Here is an 18,130-nt window from a genome sequence, read left to right on the forward strand (position 1 = left end):
AAGGTGATTAAATTGGTAGATAATAGAAAAATAATTCATATAGATATGGATGCCTTTTATGCATCTATAGAGCAAAGAGATAACCCAAGTTTAAGAGGGAAACCTGTGATAGTTGGAGGGAGACCAGAAAGTAGAGGAGTTGTAGCTACTTGTTCATATGAAGCTAGAAAATATGGGATTCACTCAGCTATGCCATCAAAAACTGCATATAAGAGGTGCCCATATGCATATTTCATAAGGCCTAGATTTGAAGAATATCATAAAGTATCACAAAAGATAAGAAATATATTTTATAGATATACAGATTTAGTAGAGCCTTTATCTTTAGATGAGGCATACTTAGATGTTACTAAAAATAAAAAAGGAATAAAATATGCAACACAAATAGCTAAGATGATAAAGAAAGATATTTTAAGAGAAGTTGGATTAACTTCTTCTGCAGGGGTATCTTATAATAAATTTTTGGCTAAGCTAGCATCAGACTACAAAAAGCCTAATGGATTAACGGTAATAACACCAGAAAATAAACAAGAATTTTTAGACAAGCTCCCAATAAACAAATTTTTTGGAGTTGGCAAGGTAACAGCAAAAACACTAAATAATTTAGGAATAAAAAATGGATATGATTTAAGGCAATTAGATATTAGTGAATTAGAATCAATATTTAAAAATAGAGGTTATGTATTTTATCAATTTGCAAGAGGTATTGATTATAGAGAAGTTAAACCGCATAGAGAAAGAAAATCAGTTGGTTCAGAAACTACTTTAAAAAATAACTTAAGTATAGATGATGAGGAAGTTCTAGAGATACTTTCACAAATATGTGAAGATGTATCACATAGACTATCATATTCTAATAATTTAGGAAAAACTATAACTTTAAAAATAAAGTATGATGATTTTAGTCAAATAACAAGGAGCTTAAGTTTAAGAAATCCAATATATAAAAAAGAGGATATTAGAACTAATGTATATGAATTATTAAAAAATGTGGATACTAAAAATAAACAGATAAGATTACTAGGAGTAACCGTATCTAATTTAGTAGATTCTAAAAAAGAATGCACAAATGTAACTATATTTGAATATATAAATAATATGAATAACAATACTAATTTAAATTAAAATCCATGAAAAGCATAAATATGCTTTTCATGGATTTTTTAGTTTAAAGGTAAATGATAGTTATTACCAGATTTTAAGAGATTTCATATAATTTTATTTATTACTAAAAGGAGGCACTATGAATAGTAATCTAAGAGAAGTAAAAAAAATATTATGGATAATTTTATTTGCAAATTTAATCGTAGCTTTGTTGAAGATAATAATAGGAGGTTTTATTAAAAGTGCTAGTATGATGGCTGATGGATTTCACTCCTTATCAGATGGAGCGTCAAATGTGGTAGGAATAGTAGGCATAAGTATAGCCATAAAGCCTAAAGATAGAGAGCATCCTTATGGACATAGGAAGTTTGAAATTCTTGCAAGTATGTTTATAGGAGCTATGTTAACTCTGGTAGGAATAAATATAATCATAGAGTCTATAGATAGATTTAAAAATATTGTAGAACCATCAATTACAATTGAAAGTCTGCTTATATTAATTTTCACATTATTTATAAATATATTGGTGAGTAAATATGAGTATAAAATGGGAAAAAAATTAAATAGTCATATCCTAATAGCAGACTCAATGCATACAAAAAGTGACGTGTTTGTATCGATAGGAGTTTTAATAACTTTATTTGGTATAAACATGGGTCTTCCTCCAATTATTGACCCGATAGTATCAGTAGTAGTAGCTTTATTTATACTTCATTCCGCATATGAAATACTAATATCGTCTATAGGCGTATTAGTAGATAAAGCTATTATAGATGAAAAAGTTATAAATGATATTGTAATTAGATTTGATGAAGTTAAAGATGTGCATAAAATTAGAAGTAGAGGAAGTCAAAATGATATTCATATTGATATGCATGTATTAGTAAATCCAAATTTAAGCACAGAAGAGGCACATATATTAGGTCATAAGATAGAAGATGTTATAAGAAAAGAAATAAATGAAAATTGTCAAGTTATAGTTCATACAGAACCTTATTATAACGATAGAATTAATGTATAATAGTTATAAATTATACTTAAAAAGGGAGAGAATATGTTAGAAATAATAGGGATGTCAGTTGAAGACGCTAAAACTATAGAAGCTTGTGGAGGTGATAGAATAGAACTTATTAGTGCGCTAACAGAAGGAGCTTTAACTCCAAGTTTTGCTACTATAGAAAAGGTAGTAAATAACGTAAATATACCTGTTAACGTTATGATAAGAAATCATGAAAATAGTTTTGTATATAGTGAGTATGATATAGAAATAATGGAAAAAGATATAGAGATAGCTAAAAGTTTAGGTGTAAATGGAGTAGTGTTGGGGCTTTTAGACAAAGAAAATAATATAGATGAAGTAAATCTACAAAGATTGCTTAAAAAATGTAAAGGAATTGATGTAACTTTCCATAAGGCTATAGATTTTACAAATGTGATTAAAAGTACTGAGATATTAAATAAATATAATATAACAAATATATTAACAGCAGGTGGTACTAAACGTATAGATTATAATATAGAAAAAATAAAGTCTATGATAGAAGTATCAAAAGATATAAATATACTACTAGGTGGGGGACTCAACTTTGAAAATATAAACACAATAAAAGAATCAACAAATGCCACGGATTACCACTTTGGGACAGCTATAAGAATTGATAATAGTCCTTTTGGTAGAATAGATGAAAATAAATTAAAAGAATTAATTAAAATAATAAAATAGACAATAAAATATAAAAGAGCAAAGAAGACATAATTGTTAAGTCTTACTTTGCTCTTTTTTTACTCCATTAATAACTCTTCTAAAGTTTCTATATCCAATATTTTAATTGTATCTTTTGAATAATCTATAAGTCCATCAGATTTCATTTTCATAAGCTCTCTAGATAAAGAAGGTCTAGGGATACCAAGCATTTCAGAAAGCTTTTGTTTTGTTATGCCAAGTTTTATAAATTTACTTTTCTGAATAGTATGTTGTGTAATTAGATAGTTACTTAGTTTTTGACGTATACTTGAAAAAGATAAATTTTTTATAGAATTATTAAGTTGTATAATCTTATTACTTAAGTCATTTAAAAACATATCTAAAAAATCTGGATTTTTAGTACAAAAGATTATAAATGAAGTTTTATGTATAAACATTATTTCACAATTACTAGATGCCATTATAGTAGCAGGGTACGCATTAGTATCTGAGAACGCTATAATTTCTCCAAAAAAGTTACCTACAGATAAAGAAGACATATGTATAACATTATTACTGGTTAATATACGTTTTACATCAATACTACCTTGTAATATTAATCCTACTTTGTCGCAAGGAGAACCTTCAATAGCTATAATATCATTTTTATTATATTTAGATATGGTATAAGTTGAATCTTCAAAAAAATGTAATGCTTCCTCTCTAGTTTTAAACAAAAAATCACCTACTTTTATAATTTTTTTATTAGTGTAACGTATGTTACAGAAATATATACTATTATAACATATAATTATTACATAAAATAAAGAGGAGGACATGAAATGGAAAATAAAATGTTTTGTTTTCAGTGTCAAGAAACAGCAGGATGTACAGGATGTACAAAATTTGGAGTATGTGGAAAATCACCAGATCTAGCAAGAATGCAAGATCTATTAATATATACAACTAAAGGATTATCAGAGGTTACTACTAGACTAAGAAATGAAGGAAAAAAAATAGATAGTACTGTTAATCATCTAATAACTATAAACTTATTTACAACAATAACTAATGCAAATTTTGATGATGAAATATTCTATGAAAGAGTAAAACAAACTTTAAAAACTAAAGAAGAATTATTATCAAAATTAAAGAACAAAGAAAATTTATCAGAAGCAGCGTTATGGAATGCATCAAATAATGAAGAATTAGATGCTAAAGTATCTGTATTATCTAAACTAAAAAACACGATACTAGGAAGTGGTAAGAAAGAAGTAGAAATAGATACAATACTAGACGAAAAATCAACTAAAGTTGGTGTATTAGCTACAAAAGATGAAGATATAAGAAGTTTAAGAGAACTTATAATATATGGATTAAAAGGCTTATCGGCATATATGAAGCATGCTAATGCTTTAGGGTATGACAATGAAGAAGTTAATGCATTTTTACAAAGCACTTTAGCTAAAACATTAGATGATAGCCTAACTATTGACGAATTAATAGCATTAACATTAGAAACAGGTAAGGTTGGGGTAGACGGAATGGCTTTACTTGATAGTGCAAATACTGGAACTTATGGACATCCAGAAATAACTAAAGTTAATATAGGTGTTAGAAATAATCCAGGTATATTAGTATCAGGACATGATTTAAAAGATTTAGAATTATTACTTAAACAAACAGAAGGAACAGGAGTAGATGTATATACTCATTCTGAAATGTTACCAGCTCATTATTATCCAGCGTTTAAAAAGTATCCACACTTTGTAGGTAACTATGGAAATGCTTGGTGGAAGCAAAAAGAAGAATTTGAAAGCTTCAATGGTCCAATATTAATGACTACAAACTGTATAGTTCCGCCAAAAGATAGCTATAAAGATAGATTGTATACTACTGGAGCAGCAGGATTTGCTGGATGTACACATATAAAAGGAAATGCAGAAGATGATAAAGATTTCTCTGTTATAATAGAACATGCTAAAAAGTGTAAAGCTCCTATAGAGATAGAAACTGGAGAAATAATAGGTGGATTTGCACATAATCAAGTTTTCGCTCTTGCAGATAAAGTAGTAGAAGCAGTTAAAACTGGTGCTATTAAGAGATTCTTTGTAATGGGTGGATGTGACGGAAGAGCTAAGTCAAGAAACTACTACACAGAATTTGCTAAGGCTTTACCACAAGATACAGTTATATTAACAGCAGGATGTGCTAAGTATAAATACAACAAGCTACCTTTAGGAGATATAAATGGTATACCTAGAGTATTAGATGCAGGACAATGTAACGACTCTTACTCATTAGCACTTATCGCATTAAAACTTAAAGAAGTATTTGAATTAGAAGATATAAATGATTTACCAATATCATTTAATATAGCTTGGTATGAACAAAAAGCTGTAATAGTATTATTATCATTATTATATCTTGGAGTTAAAAATATACATTTAGGACCAACATTACCAGCATTCTTATCACCAAATGTTGCTAAGGTTTTAGTTGAAAACTTTGGAATAGGTGGGATAACAAATGTTGAAGATGATTTAAATATGTTCTTAGGAAACTAATTTTAATAAAGAAGATACCATATAAAATGGTGTCTTTTTTATATAAAATATTTTATGCTAAGCTAAAACTATTTATAACTCATACAGACGATACAATACACTTTAAAATATTAATGAAAAAAATTTCATATTTACAGTAATAATTTGAGTTTTATGTAACATATGTTACACAAGTTTTACGAAAAATAGGATATAATAAGGTTAAATAAAATTTAAATAGATGTAACTTAACTTTATAAGAAAGGTAAAGTGTAGATATAGATGAGTAATCATGGGAATTTACAAAAAATAAGGGATGGTAAAAGAACATATGGAATAACTCCTCATATACCAGGAGGGTTTGTATTACCAGATACTCTTATAAAAATAGCTAATGTAGCTAAAAAATATAATGGAGTATTAAAAATAACATCAGGTCAAAGAATATTAATAACTAATTTAAAAGAAGAAGATCTAGATGATATATGGAAAGAACTTGATATGAAACCAGCAGTTACAAATCAATATTCTGTAAAAAATGTAGAGATGTGTCCAGCAAATTTTTGTAAAAGGTCAAAGTATCCAACGATAGGTATAGCTATGAGAATAAGTAAAAACTTTCATGGAATGCCACTTCCAAACAGAACAAAAATAGGAGTTGCGGGATGTAGAAATGCATGTACAAGTGTATATTCTAAAGACATTGGAGTTTTAGTAGATATTGATGGAACTTTCTTTGTATGTGCAGGAGGAAGTGCAGGTTTTTATCCAAGAATAGCTGATATAATAACTAAAAAATTATCAGAGAAAGAAGCATATACCTTAGTTGAAACTTTACTTAACTACTATAATGAGCATGGTCAAATGGGCGAAAAGTTAGGTGAATTCATAGATAGAATAGGTATAGAAAGTTTTAGAAAAGATGTATTAGAAATAGCAAATTTAAAGGAGGAATTATAATGATAACTAAAGATTCTATAATAGGAGATATAATAAAAGAAAAACCAGAGGCAGTAAAAATACTTATGGACTATGGTATGGGATGCTTAGGTTGCCCTTCAGCTGCAATGGAGAGATTAGAACAAGCTTGTGAAATACATGGAATAGATTTAGATGAGGTTTTAGCTAAGATAAATAGCCTTTAATATTAAAATAATAAATATATCAGTAAGAAATGTACATATATTTCTTACTGATATATGAAATTACCACACATATTATAAAGCTCTAAAATAGTCGAAAAAAGTATAAAAATTTAATTAAAAAAATAATGAAAACAGTTGCAAAAAAATGTTTAAAATAATATAATAGTATTGTGTTGATAAGGCGACATAGCCAAGTGGTAAGGCAGTGGACTGCAACTCCTTGATCCCCAGTTCGAATCTGGGTGTCGCCTCCAATTTAATATATGGGAATATGGCTCAGTTGGTAGAGCAATTGACTGTTAATCAATGGGTCACAGGTTCGAGTCCTGTTATTCCCGCCAATATGCTGGTGTGGCTCAACGGTAGAGCAGCTGACTTGTAATCAGCAGGTTGTAGGTTCGATTCCTATCACCAGCTCCAATTTGAATAACTCTAATCATATGATTAGAGTTATTTTTTTATAAAATAAAAAATATTTTAAAATTAAATAATTATGTATTATAATTAAAAGTATTAGTAAAATAGTATATATTTAAATTTGAAATAGTTGACAATGTAAACTTAAAATATAATAAATCTAGGAGGGAATTTGGATGAGTAATAATGTCACGGACTTGGGAAAGGGAAGCATTCCTAAATTAATATTTAAGCTAGCAACACCTGCAATAATAGCTCAACTAGTAAATGTACTATACAATATAGTTGATAGAATATTTATAGGGAGAATGCAAGGTGGAGATATAGCAATGGCTGGTGTTGGAGTTGCATTCCCAATAACATTAATAGTAGCAGCTTTTGCGGCTTTAGTAGGGATGGGGGGAGCTCCATTAGCTGCAATAAAAATGGGTGAAAAGGATAATGATGGCGCAGAAAAAATAATGAGCAATAGTTTTTCTACACTTGTACTGTTAGCAATATTACTAACTCTAGTATTTTTAGTATTTAAAGAACCATTACTTTGGGCGTTTGGAGCAAGTGAAGCTACTATAGGTTATGCAATGGATTATTTAAGTATATATCTAATAGGAACTATATTTGTTCTTGTTGCACTTGGTATGAATCCATTTATAAATACACAAGGTTTCGCAAAAATAGGTATGATGACAGTATCTATAGGTGCGGCTATGAATATAATACTTGATCCAATATTAATATTTGGATTAGATATGGGCGTTAGAGGTGCTGCTACAGCTACAATTATATCTCAAGCAATATCAGCAATGTGGGTACTAAGATTTTTACTAAGCGGTAAGACAACATTAAAAATAAGAAAAAAATACTTAAAAATAGATTTTAGAATAATGGGAAGAGTAATGGGGCTTGGAGTTGCACCATTTATAATGCAAGCTACGGAGAGTTTAGTTTTAATAACATTAAATACAAAGCTTCAAATGTATGGTGGAGATTTAGCTGTAGGTGCAATGACTATAATGAGTAGTATAATGCAGATAATAATGCTTCCGACAATGGGAGTTACTCAAGGTTCTCAACCTATAATGAGTTACAACTATGGAGCAAAACAAATTGGTAGAGTTAAAAAGGCTTTTAAATTAACAATATTAATTACTTTAGGATATACGGCAACAATGTGTACAGCGCTTATGATAATGCCGGAGATGTTTGTTAGGATATTTAATAGTGATCCAAAATTAGTTGAAATAACAGTTTGGAGTATAAGGATTTATTTTGTTGGAATAACTATATTTGGAATACAAGTAGCATGTCAAAATACACTACTTGCGCTAGGGCAAGCTAAAATTTCTCTGTTTTTAGCATTACTTAGAAAAGTAATTTTATTAATACCATTAATATATATACTACCAACATTTATGGAAAATAAGTTATTTGCAGTGCTTTTAGCACAACCTATAGCAGATATAACGGCAGTTATAACAACAGCAATATGCTTTATGGTGTTTTATAAGAGAAATTTAAGCAATATAGAAAGTAAAAGCATAAACACTAATGATAAAGAAAGCTTAAATACAAATTAATAGAGTTAAAAAATCTCTTATGGATATATATATTTATAAGAGATTTTTTATTGTAAATAATTATTGTAATAAAATTGAATTTTCATTAAGGAGAGATATATGAAGTATAATAAAATCGTAAAGGGAAAATTTATAGAAAGGCCAAATAGATTTATAGCTTATTGTGATATAGATGGAAAAGTAGAAAAAGTACATGTTAAAAATACAGGGAGATGTAAAGAGTTATTAATAGAAGGTTGTACTGTATATTTAGAAGAAAGTGATAATCCAAATAGAAAGACAAAATATTCACTAGTTTCAGTTGAAAAAGGAAAACGTCTAATAAATATGGATTCTCAGATACCAAATAAAGTAGTATATGAAGCATTAGAGAAGGGTTTAATACAACTTCCTGGCCTTAATGAAGAAATAACCTATATTAAGCCTGAACAGAAATACCATGATTCAAGATTTGATATATATTTAGAAACTAAAAATAAAAAGGTGTTTATAGAGATAAAGGGAGTAACACTAGAAGAGAATAGTGTGGTGATGTTTCCCGACGCAAAAACTGAAAGAGGAGTAAAACATATAAATGAATTAATAAAAGCAAAAGATGATGGATATGAGTGCTATATATTTTTTTTAGTTCAGATGGATAATGTAAAATATTTTACTCCTAATAAAAAAATGCACTTTGAATTATGGGAAGCATTAAAAAGAGCAAGAGAAAAAGGTGTAAATATAGTATCCTATGATTGTAATGTAGATAAAGAAAGTATAGTCATAAAAGAAGCTGTAGAAGTTATTTTATAAAATAACATATTTTTAAAATTTAGCATATAACTTTAAAATGTTGTAAGAAAAATATAAGTATTTGAAATATTAATGGTATAATATTTGTATATGATATTTATTATGAAAGGAAGTTTATAACTATGACGAATAATTTATCAATGCAAGAACTTTTAGAACAACAAGAAAAAGAACTAAACAACATAAAAGTTGGGGAAACTATAAACGGTAAAATATCTAAGGTAAGTAATGACGGTGTTAGCTTAGAACTTAACTTTGGATTTGATGGGATAATACCTACAAACGAATTAAATCTTCCTAAAGGAAAATATACTAGTGATGTATATAATGTAGGAGATGAAATAAGTGCTGTTATAACAAAGGTTAACCATAAAGATGGAACGATACAATTATCAAAATTAAGATTAGATAAAGAAGCAGATATAAAAGAATTAGAAAAAATACATAATGAACATAGAATAATAACTGTTAATGTAAATAAAAACATAGAAAGAGGAGTATTTGCTACTTACAAAACGCAAACGTTATTTATACCAATATCTCAATTAGATACTAAGTTTGTAAATGATACAAAAGAGTATGTTGGACGTAATTTAGAAGTATATATAAAAGAGCTAGATTTAAAGAAAAATAGATTAGTAGCTAGTCATAGAGAAGTATTACAAGAAAGAATTGATAAAGAAAGAGAAGAAAGAAGAGCAAGAATAAAGGCGGAAAAAGAAGCTGAAAGAGCTAGAATTAAAGCTGAAAGAGAAGCTCATATAGCAAAAGTTAAAGCGGATAAAGAAGCTTTATTTGAATCTTTAGAAGTTGGACAAAAAAGAGACGGTAAAGTTGTTAAAATGATGCCTTATGGAGCTTTCGTTGATATCGGTGGAATAGAAGGTTTACTTCACCAAAACAATTTATCTTGGGAAAGAGTAGAGTCTGTAGAAGATGTAATTCAAGAAGGACAAGAAGTACAAGTTTATGTATTAGATATAGATAAAGAAAACAAAAAGTTTGCATTAGCGTTAAAAGATATAAACAATGATCCATGGGAATTAATAAAGCAAGAAGTGCAATTAGATGATATAATAACTGGAACTGTAGTTAGAACTATAGAAAAAGGTGCTATTGTTAAGATAAGAGAAGGTGTAGAGGCATTCTTACCAATATCTGAATTAAGTGAAGAAAGAGTTATGAGAGTTAATAATGTAGTAAATGTTGGCGATGAAGTTAGCGCTATGGTTATAGAATTTAAGCCAAAGAATAGAAAAATGATATTATCTATAAAAGAAGCTAATAAAGAACCAGAAGAAGATTACTCAGAATTTTTAGAAGTTGAAGAATCATTAGGTTCATTAGGCGAATTATTTAAAGATAAATTTAAAAATTTACAAAAATAACATTATATGAAGAGCCATGTTGTGAAACAATATGGCTTTAACTGTATATTATTAGGGGAATATAATATTTACACCGAGTAGTTCTAAGTTTGAAACGATGTTATTTATAGTATTTGATTTTTTGGGAATAATGAGTTTAGTAGTATTAGGATTAATTTTATTAATATTATTATGGTCTTTATTTAAGAAAATAACACAGTAAAAATTATAATTTATAGGGAGAATTTAAATGAAAGCATTAATAGATTTACATACACATACAATAGTAAGTGGACATGCATATAGTACAGTACAAGAAAATATACAATCGGCTATTGATAATGGATTAAAGTATTTAGGGTTATCAGAACATGCACCAAATATGCCAGGTGGACCACACCCATATTACTTCCATAATATTCATTGTATACCAAGAGAAGTTAATGGACTTAAGGTACTTAGAGGAATAGAAGCAAATATTGTAGATTTTGAAGGAAATACAGATGTAGATGATGACATGCTTACACATATAGATTATGTTATAGCTAGCTTACACACACCATGTATAGATGCTGGAAGTGTAGAAGAAAATACACAAGCTGTACTTAATGTAATGGATAAATCAAAAGTTAAGATAATAGGACATTTAGATGATAGTAGATATCCAGTTAATTATGAAAAAGTAGTAAAAAAGGCAAAGGAGAGAAACATAGCATTAGAAATAAATAATTCATCTCTAAAGCCGACGACTTTTAGACAAGGGGCTTGGGATAATGTAACTACACTACTTGAATGTTGTAAAAAATACAATGCAAAAGTAATACTTGGAAGTGATGCACATATATCTTATGATGTAGGTAAATTCCCATATTCTGAAAAGGTAATAAATGATGTGAAGTTTCCTAAAGAGTTAGTTATAAATTATAGTGAAGAAAGTATAATAGAGTTTTTAAATTTATAAATATATGATAGATTAAAGTTAAGTAAATTTAGGAAATAAAGAGTATAAAAGAAGGACAAACTATATTTAAAATATAGTATAATATAAGAGTAACACTTATTGATAAGTGTTACTTTTATTATGCTTTAATTTAAAGGAGAGAGTTGACATGGAGTATATTGCGAGGGTAGTGTCTAATGTTGTTTGGCCTATGTTTATACCTTTTTTGCTTTTACTTGGGACATATATATGTTTGCAAGTTTTTTTTAACATAAGGCAACGCATTACGACAAAGGGGAAAATAAATTACAAGTACATAATTCCACAGAGTACCGTAGCCTTGGGGACTATGATGGGAACAGGAACAGTCGTTGGTTTTTTAACTGGACTTAGTAAGCTTTCTATAAGTGGGCAAATATATGTTGAATCAATTGCTATATGGGCATTACTTGGATCGATAATATTAATACCTATATCATATTGTGAAACTTTAATATCTAAAGTTGTGAGAATGCAACCCAAAGAATATATAAAAGTATTTATATCAACTAAAGCATCAAAATTGTATGTTACATCTTTAGTTTTATTATATATATTTGCTATAGGGGGAATACAGTTAAGTGGGATAGATGCAGTAGTAACTACTAGTATAAATAAAATAGTAAGTTTAGAATTTAATGAACTACAAAGATATATGTATATCGTTATTCCAGTAATAATTATATTAATAACCATTATACTTAAAAACAGACAGAGTATATTTTTAAGAATTTTAGTGACTATGGTAATATTATCATTTTCAACTTATTTATTATCATTTTTCATATTTCTTTATAAAACACAAGAGTATATACCTATATTTGTAGAGCGTATTATTATAGGATTTAAAAATCCTGTATCTGTGTTGTTTGGAATACCACTAGGTCTTATATTTGGACTTCAGAGAGTTATACAAATAGCAGAACCAGGTCTTGGAACACTTGCATTAGCATCTATGAAATCAAATGCTAAACCAAGGGAAGCTGCTTTAATATCTTCTATACTAACAACAGTACTTATTGTTATATCGGTATTAGTTACTTCATATATAGCATCTTATGGACTTAGTGAAGGAATAATAAATTTTTCAGTTAATGGATACGAGAAGCTAGTGTCATACTTTGATACTATAATTAGTGTAACGGGTAAATTTGGGATATTAATACTATTTACATTTATAGCTTTATCTGCATTAACCACCTTATTAGGAGGGTATCTTGTACTTATAAATGTAGCCAATTTTAATGTTAAAAATAATTATCTTGTTTATGTAGGTTTATTGATATTAGGAGGTGCATTATCTGTATTTAATGTAGAATTAGTATTTTTACTATTAGAGATATTATTATTTATATCAACATCTATTAATATTATGGCACTTGCTATGTTCACAGAGTTTGAATGGAAAAAATATAAAATAAGAAATTTAGAAATTAGGAAAGCTGCATAAAAATATGCATTAAATCATAATTAAATATAAAATAAAAATTAAAAAGGAGTGTATTTTATACACTCCTTAATTATTATTAAGCAACTCCTTGAGAAGAAGCATCTTTTTGTAATTTAGCTATTCTTTCTTTGTTTAACTTAGACATACCTATAGAAGCAGTTATTAAAGATACATAACATACAACTATAAATGTTAAAACGAATATCCAAGCTACGCTGTATCCCATTTTATCAACTAATAATCCAAATATTGATGAACCAGCAGCAAATCCTACTGCGAAGAATATTTGAACTACACCAAGTATAGCACCAAATTCTTTTTTACCGAAGAATGATCCTGCAAGTAAAGAAGGTCCCATCATGTAAGCGAATACTGATAATCCTTTTAAAGCCGCAAATATTGGAGCTAACATAGGTATTAAACCTGCATTCATTAGAGCTAAACAAGAAGTAGCAGCTAATGCAAAGGCAACCATAAGCCCTTTAGTTATACCTAATTTATCAAATATTACTCCACCAAATAAGTTTCCTCCAAGAGAGAATATAGCGAATGTAGAACCTACCATACCAACTATCATAGGATCAACTTTTAAGAAGTTCTTTAAGTAAGCAGGATATTGTACAGCAAGTACAGAAACATACATACCTAAGAAGAATAATCCTAAAGCAAATAACCAGAAGAATTTAACATTTTTAACTTCTTTTAAAGAGTATCCCCAATCAACTGAAACAGTACTTTGCTCTTTTTCTTCTTTTCCATTGTCTTTTTTCTTACCTCTAACTATTTCGCCATCATTCTTTGGCATTCTTAAGAATAATAAAGTTATAGGTATACCCACGATTAATGATAAAGCACCAAACATAAAGTATGATTTAGATATACCGAAATTAGTTAATGAATAAGCAGTCATACTTTGAAGGAATATATTACCTATAGATCCTCCAGCGAAAGCAAGTCCCATTGCCTTACCTTTTGATAGTTCATCGAACCATCCATTTATTAATAACGGAACCCCGATTGAAGATATAGCAGCTGTACCAACTTGAACTATACCAGCAACAAGGTAAAATTGCCATAATTCTTTACACATAGAGAATGCTAAGAATCCTCCACCTGAAAGTATAGAACCCATTAAGTACATTGTTTTAACACTAACTTTATTAAACATTGCTCCTATAAATGGAGATGCTATAGCAGATACAACTGTACCTAATGTAAATATTAATGAGAATCCAGCTTGTGTAAATCCATATCCTGAATCAGGAGATAGGATGTAAGCCATAAATTGTGGTTGGATATTTGCAGCAACTCCAAATGGTATAGCTTGTATAAGCATACATGCAACTACTATTAACCAACCAGTTGCGAATTTTTTACTTTTAGTGTTCATTGTATGATTTCTCCTTTGTTGTTGTTTTTTGTAAATAGACACATTAAAATGGATATAAATGTAAAATTTAAGGTTAAAATGAAATATATCCTAGAAAAAGGATATCATAAGTGATATATTAAAAACAAAGGAAGGTTGATGAACAAAATTGAAACTTGATTCAAGAATATTCAACAACTTCAATTAAAAATCAACTTTGATTAATTTATACTTAGTATGTTATTGTCAGATATACTATAAAATGGAGTCATAGTAATAAATAAAATATATAATAATATTAAGAAATCATAAAAGAATGAGCGAAAAAAAGGATGGTGAATAGGTTGAAAAATATTGCATTTGGTCAACTACTAGAAAAGTTACTTTATTTATCAAATCAAAAAAAGAGTACATTAGCAAAAGAGTTAGGATACGATATATCTTATATAAGTAAATGGATTAATGGGAGAAACCTACCAACTCAAAAAAGTATATCTAGTATATGTAAAATTACATCAGAGTTTATAGTTAAATCTTTAAATTCTACATCAAAGCAAGAACTTAAACACTACTTTGAAATAGAGGTAGAAGTAAAAGACGATACTGTATTAGCTCAATATATAGAAAGAAGTTTAAAAGAATCATATATGGTTACGGCACAAAAAAGTTCTTCTAATATATATAAGAATACACATTCTGAAGATAATTATAATAGTATGATGCATATAAACCCAAGGCTTAGAAAACAGTATTTAGCAAAGGATGCAATACTTCATATAAGTAAATCGAGTAAGCTAGATCTAATATTATCTGCAAACCTATATAGACTTAATGGAAATGATAAAGTTTCTATATCAGAAATGAAAACAGCGTTATATAGCATACAAAAAGACAAAGAAGTAAAAGCAAGGGTATTAACTGGGTTTGAAGGGAATCAAAATGATAAGGTACTAAATACACTACTTATAATTGACATGATAACAACATATCCTAATTTAGATTTTGAAGTATATAACTGTAATGTAGATAATAGTAACATTTTAGCTGTTATAAAGGATAGAATTTTCCATAGTGCCATATTTGCAAGTAATGGACAATGCTTATTTACAAATATGTCTAAAGAAAAGGCTATCATAGATGAAGTTTATTATAGTTTAGAAGAAATATTAAAAAATCAAGGTAAATTGCTTGTAGAGAAAGAAACTCCACTAGATTTATTAAAGAATAAAACTTATATACAATATATAATGGGGCAAGACTTAAAGTGGGTATTAGGAGTTATGAATGAATTCTTTATGCCATCTGATTTATTTATAGAAATTGCAGAAGATGTATTTGGAAATGACAAAGAGTTATTACAAGAGTTGCGTCAAATAAATGCATTTTTACAAAATGTAACATATCAATCTAACATAAAAGTATTAATTTATGAAGCAAAACTAATGAAGTATATATCGACAGGAGAAATAACATTCTTTAATAAACCAGTAAAATTGACTTTAGAACAAATGGAGAGACATATTAAAAATATAGAAAAAATAATAAAAGAACATGAAAATATAGAAATTAAACTTATTGAAAATAGCTCCATAGAAGAATTTGATACAGGTTTAAGTCCATCTATGTATTTATCTAAGAATCTAAAGTTAATAAAAACACATCCTATGGATGGGGTAAATGATTATGCAATAATTAAAGATAATGAATTCAAAAAAATATGCGATGAAGTATTTGATATTGTATGGAGTGAAAAAGAAAATATGCTAGTAAGTGAAAAAGAAGAAATTTTAGAAAAAATATCAAAAGCATTAGTTTACACTAGAATAATAAATGGTGAAATCAATTAATAATTTACTAGAAATTATGTTGACGAATTTCGAAAATATTTGAATTTGTTGAAAAAAGAAAACAAGGGTCAAAATAATTTATTGACTTAAATAATAAAAAATTGATATTGTAGTAACTGTAAATAGGCACTAACAAAATCATTAATGATCCAATAATTTTATATAGTTAATCTTAAAAGTTTTATAATTTTTATTTAAATCTTAAAACTGCTATAGATATACCGTTATTATTTAATTAATAAAATACGTAAGAATAGTCAGTTTTTTGATGGAAAAATACAATGGATAAGATTAACTTTTATAAATTGTTGTATTTCTTAATGAATGTGAAGCCTATTTTTTTTGTATATTTTAAAGGGGGAGATATACAAAAAACAAATAAAAATCAAAATAAATATTTACAAGGAGAACATAAAAGATGCTACATCAGTTAGAAGTTGCAATAACAAAAGTATCTGAAGCTATATGGCCAGTATTCTTACCATTTATATTAGTTGTTGGCGCTACAATGGCTATAAGAACAATCTTCATGATACAAAAACAAGCTACAAAGCCTGCTAAATTACAAATGAAAAATGTAATCGGGCCAGCTTCTATATCTTTAGGGGCAATGATAGGTACAGGAGCAATAATAGGTGTTCTTGGTGCATTATCAAAATTATCAGCAAGTGGGCAAGCAAATATAGAAGCTATGGCTATATGGGCGTTAATAGGTTCATTAATAATGCTTCCTGTTTCATATTCTGAAACATTAAACTCAAAAATAATGGGGAAAACTCCAAAGGAGTATATATCTACTCTAATAAGCCCTAAATTAGGAATAACATATGCTGTATGTTTCGTTGCATTAGCAGTATTCGGATTTGGTGGATTCCAATTTAGTGGTATAGATTCAGTTTTTGCTACAGTATTAAATGATAAGTTTGGAATCGAATTATCATTAGTTCAAAGATATTTATTTATAGTTATACCAGTAATAGCGGTAGTTGCTGCATTAGTATTATCTAAAAAGCATGAGTTATTCATGGGAGCAATGACTTATATGATAGGAACAGCAGTTGCTGGATACTTCATATTCTTTACAATGTTTGTTCTTAAGACTTCTGATTACATACCTACTTTCTTTGGAAGTATGATAAAAGGTATGATGAATCCAGTTAATGCAATGATGGGTGTGCCATTAGGATTTATATTAGGTATGCAAAAGGTTATACAAACAGCAGAAACTGGTCTTGGAGCATTAGCAATGGCTGCTCAAGAATCTGACTCACAACCAAGAGAAGCAGCTATGATATCGTTATTACCAACAGCTGTAACAGTATTCGTTTCTATAGTTGTTACTTCATATATAGCTTCTTATGGAGTTGAGGTAGGAACTTTAGCATTAGTTGATGCTAATGGAAATGCAGCAGGTACTGTTGCAAGATTAGGTGGATACTTTGCTACTGCTGAGCATGTAGTTGGTATATTTGGATTAATTGTATTAGCAGCATTCACAGTATTATCAGCATTAACTACAATACTTGGATCTTACTACTACATGACAAAGTTATTTAAGCAAAATCCAGTTAACAAAAATATAGCAATATATTTAGTATTAATAATAGCTGCTGGTACTTTAGCAGTATTTGGAGCTAACGTGGTATTTGAAGCTGTTGACTTATTATTATTTGTACTTTCAGGAATAAACGTAACAGCACTAGCTATATTTACATTCAAACATTGGGAAGCTTACAAGTTAAGTGGATCAGTTAAAAAAGACAAAGTAGCTTAATGATATACTAATTATTTAAATAAGCTAAAAAGCTACTTGCTATATTAGTAAGTAGCTTTATATATATACATTAAAA

15 protein-coding genes and 3 tRNA genes are annotated in these 18,130 nt (G+C 28.3%); 16 read left to right on the forward strand and 2 right to left on the reverse strand.

Annotated features, from left to right (window positions below):
* Nucleotides 1-12 precede the first annotated feature (12 nt).
* The 3 genes from dinB to I1959_RS13440 all read left to right on the forward strand — a co-directional run bounded on the left by dinB (nucleotide 13) and on the right by I1959_RS13440 (nucleotide 2,827).
* Complete coding sequence (dinB, locus tag I1959_RS13430) at nucleotides 13-1,125, forward strand: DNA polymerase IV (protein WP_166504858.1); 1,113 nt, start codon at nucleotides 13-15, stop codon at nucleotides 1,123-1,125.
* Nucleotides 1,126-1,243: 118 nt separating this feature from the next.
* Nucleotides 1,244-2,125, forward strand: coding sequence for a cation diffusion facilitator family transporter (locus I1959_RS13435; protein WP_092923138.1), 882 nt, complete (start codon nucleotides 1,244-1,246; stop codon nucleotides 2,123-2,125).
* A gap of 33 nt (nucleotides 2,126-2,158) precedes the next feature.
* Nucleotides 2,159-2,827, forward strand: coding sequence for a copper homeostasis protein CutC (locus tag I1959_RS13440; RefSeq protein ID WP_195238553.1), 669 nt, complete (start codon nucleotides 2,159-2,161; stop codon nucleotides 2,825-2,827).
* A gap of 59 nt (nucleotides 2,828-2,886) precedes the next feature.
* Here I1959_RS13440 and I1959_RS13445 read toward each other — a convergent pair whose 3' ends face one another.
* Nucleotides 2,887-3,525, reverse strand: a complete 639-nt coding sequence (locus I1959_RS13445; RefSeq protein WP_243240048.1) for a Crp/Fnr family transcriptional regulator — start codon at nucleotides 3,523-3,525, stop codon at nucleotides 2,887-2,889.
* 105 nt (nucleotides 3,526-3,630) lie between these two features.
* Between I1959_RS13445 and hcp the strand changes: the two genes are divergently transcribed.
* The 11 genes from hcp (at nucleotide 3,631) to I1959_RS13500 (ending at nucleotide 13,064) form a co-directional block, all read left to right on the forward strand.
* Nucleotides 3,631-5,355 carry a hydroxylamine reductase gene (gene hcp, locus I1959_RS13450; protein WP_195238555.1) on the forward strand — a complete coding sequence of 575 codons (1,725 nt, stop codon included), beginning with the start codon at nucleotides 3,631-3,633 and terminating at the stop codon, nucleotides 5,353-5,355.
* Nucleotides 5,356-5,616: 261 nt separating this feature from the next.
* The gene (locus I1959_RS13455) at nucleotides 5,617-6,294 is read left to right on the forward strand and encodes an NAD(P)/FAD-dependent oxidoreductase (RefSeq protein ID WP_195238556.1); all 678 of its coding nucleotides are present in this window, start codon (nucleotides 5,617-5,619) and stop codon (nucleotides 6,292-6,294) included.
* Nucleotides 6,294-6,479 carry a DUF1858 domain-containing protein gene (locus I1959_RS13460; protein WP_092923153.1) on the forward strand — a complete coding sequence of 62 codons (186 nt, stop codon included), beginning with the start codon at nucleotides 6,294-6,296 and terminating at the stop codon, nucleotides 6,477-6,479. Before I1959_RS13455 ends, I1959_RS13460 begins: the two co-directional genes overlap by 1 nt.
* Nucleotides 6,480-6,659: 180 nt before the next feature.
* A tRNA-Cys gene (locus tag I1959_RS13465) sits at nucleotides 6,660-6,733 on the forward strand.
* An 11-nt stretch (nucleotides 6,734-6,744) separates the two neighbouring features.
* Nucleotides 6,745-6,820, forward strand: a tRNA-Asn gene (locus I1959_RS13470).
* 4 nt (nucleotides 6,821-6,824) lie between these two features.
* Nucleotides 6,825-6,899: transfer RNA gene (locus I1959_RS13475), tRNA-Thr, on the forward strand.
* 173 nt (nucleotides 6,900-7,072) lie between these two features.
* Nucleotides 7,073-8,473 carry an MATE family efflux transporter gene (locus I1959_RS13480; RefSeq protein ID WP_195238557.1) on the forward strand — a complete coding sequence of 467 codons (1,401 nt, stop codon included), beginning with the start codon at nucleotides 7,073-7,075 and terminating at the stop codon, nucleotides 8,471-8,473.
* Nucleotides 8,474-8,572: 99 nt separating this feature from the next.
* Nucleotides 8,573-9,268 (forward strand): DNA/RNA nuclease SfsA, encoded by a 696-nt coding sequence (sfsA, locus tag I1959_RS13485; RefSeq protein ID WP_166504863.1) that lies wholly within the window; start codon nucleotides 8,573-8,575, stop codon nucleotides 9,266-9,268.
* A gap of 122 nt (nucleotides 9,269-9,390) precedes the next feature.
* Entirely contained in the window at nucleotides 9,391-10,656 is a 1,266-nt protein-coding gene (locus I1959_RS13490; protein WP_166504864.1) for a 30S ribosomal protein S1, read from the forward strand.
* 229 nt (nucleotides 10,657-10,885) lie between these two features.
* Entirely contained in the window at nucleotides 10,886-11,596 is a 711-nt protein-coding gene (locus I1959_RS13495) for a phosphatase (RefSeq protein WP_195238559.1), read from the forward strand.
* A gap of 148 nt (nucleotides 11,597-11,744) precedes the next feature.
* Nucleotides 11,745-13,064, forward strand: coding sequence for a hypothetical protein (locus I1959_RS13500; RefSeq protein ID WP_195238561.1), 1,320 nt, complete (start codon nucleotides 11,745-11,747; stop codon nucleotides 13,062-13,064).
* A gap of 76 nt (nucleotides 13,065-13,140) precedes the next feature.
* Here I1959_RS13500 and I1959_RS13505 read toward each other — a convergent pair whose 3' ends face one another.
* Nucleotides 13,141-14,454 (reverse strand): conjugated bile salt MFS transporter, encoded by a 1,314-nt coding sequence (locus I1959_RS13505; protein ID WP_195238563.1) that lies wholly within the window; start codon nucleotides 14,452-14,454, stop codon nucleotides 13,141-13,143.
* Nucleotides 14,455-14,777: 323 nt separating this feature from the next.
* Here I1959_RS13505 and I1959_RS13510 point away from each other — a divergent pair, with 323 nt between their 5' ends.
* Together I1959_RS13510 and I1959_RS13515 are read left to right on the forward strand one after the other, a co-directional pair.
* Nucleotides 14,778-16,280 (forward strand): helix-turn-helix domain-containing protein, encoded by a 1,503-nt coding sequence (locus I1959_RS13510; protein ID WP_195238565.1) that lies wholly within the window; start codon nucleotides 14,778-14,780, stop codon nucleotides 16,278-16,280.
* Nucleotides 16,281-16,698: 418 nt separating this feature from the next.
* A complete protein-coding gene (locus I1959_RS13515; RefSeq protein ID WP_092923177.1) occupies nucleotides 16,699-18,054 on the forward strand; it encodes an alanine:cation symporter family protein in 1,356 nt (451 codons plus the stop codon).
* Nucleotides 18,055-18,130: the final 76 nt, after the last annotated feature.

This window comes from Romboutsia sp. 1001285H_161024_C4 (assembly GCF_015550185.1).
Classification (GTDB): domain Bacteria; phylum Bacillota; class Clostridia; order Peptostreptococcales; family Peptostreptococcaceae; genus Romboutsia_C; species Romboutsia_C hominis.

Excerpts from the sequence above, each read along its gene's own strand:
- I1959_RS13435 (WP_092923138.1), top strand. The coding sequence starts at position 1,244 with ATGAATAGTAATCTAAGAGAAGTAAAAAAAATATTATGGATAATTTTA.
- I1959_RS13440 (WP_195238553.1), top strand. The coding sequence starts at position 2,159 with ATGTTAGAAATAATAGGGATGTCAGTTGAAGACGCTAAAACTATAGAA.
- hcp (WP_195238555.1), top strand. The coding sequence starts at position 3,631 with ATGGAAAATAAAATGTTTTGTTTTCAGTGTCAAGAAACAGCAGGATGT.
- I1959_RS13455 (WP_195238556.1), top strand. The coding sequence starts at position 5,617 with ATGAGTAATCATGGGAATTTACAAAAAATAAGGGATGGTAAAAGAACA.
- I1959_RS13460 (WP_092923153.1), top strand. The coding sequence starts at position 6,294 with ATGATAACTAAAGATTCTATAATAGGAGATATAATAAAAGAAAAACCA.
- I1959_RS13480 (WP_195238557.1), top strand. The coding sequence starts at position 7,073 with ATGAGTAATAATGTCACGGACTTGGGAAAGGGAAGCATTCCTAAATTA.
- sfsA (WP_166504863.1), top strand. The coding sequence starts at position 8,573 with ATGAAGTATAATAAAATCGTAAAGGGAAAATTTATAGAAAGGCCAAAT.
- I1959_RS13490 (WP_166504864.1), top strand. The coding sequence starts at position 9,391 with ATGACGAATAATTTATCAATGCAAGAACTTTTAGAACAACAAGAAAAA.
- I1959_RS13495 (WP_195238559.1), top strand. The coding sequence starts at position 10,886 with ATGAAAGCATTAATAGATTTACATACACATACAATAGTAAGTGGACAT.
- I1959_RS13500 (WP_195238561.1), top strand. The coding sequence starts at position 11,745 with ATGGAGTATATTGCGAGGGTAGTGTCTAATGTTGTTTGGCCTATGTTT.
- I1959_RS13505 (WP_195238563.1), bottom strand. The coding sequence starts at position 14,454 with ATGAACACTAAAAGTAAAAAATTCGCAACTGGTTGGTTAATAGTAGTT.
- I1959_RS13515 (WP_092923177.1), top strand. The coding sequence starts at position 16,699 with ATGCTACATCAGTTAGAAGTTGCAATAACAAAAGTATCTGAAGCTATA.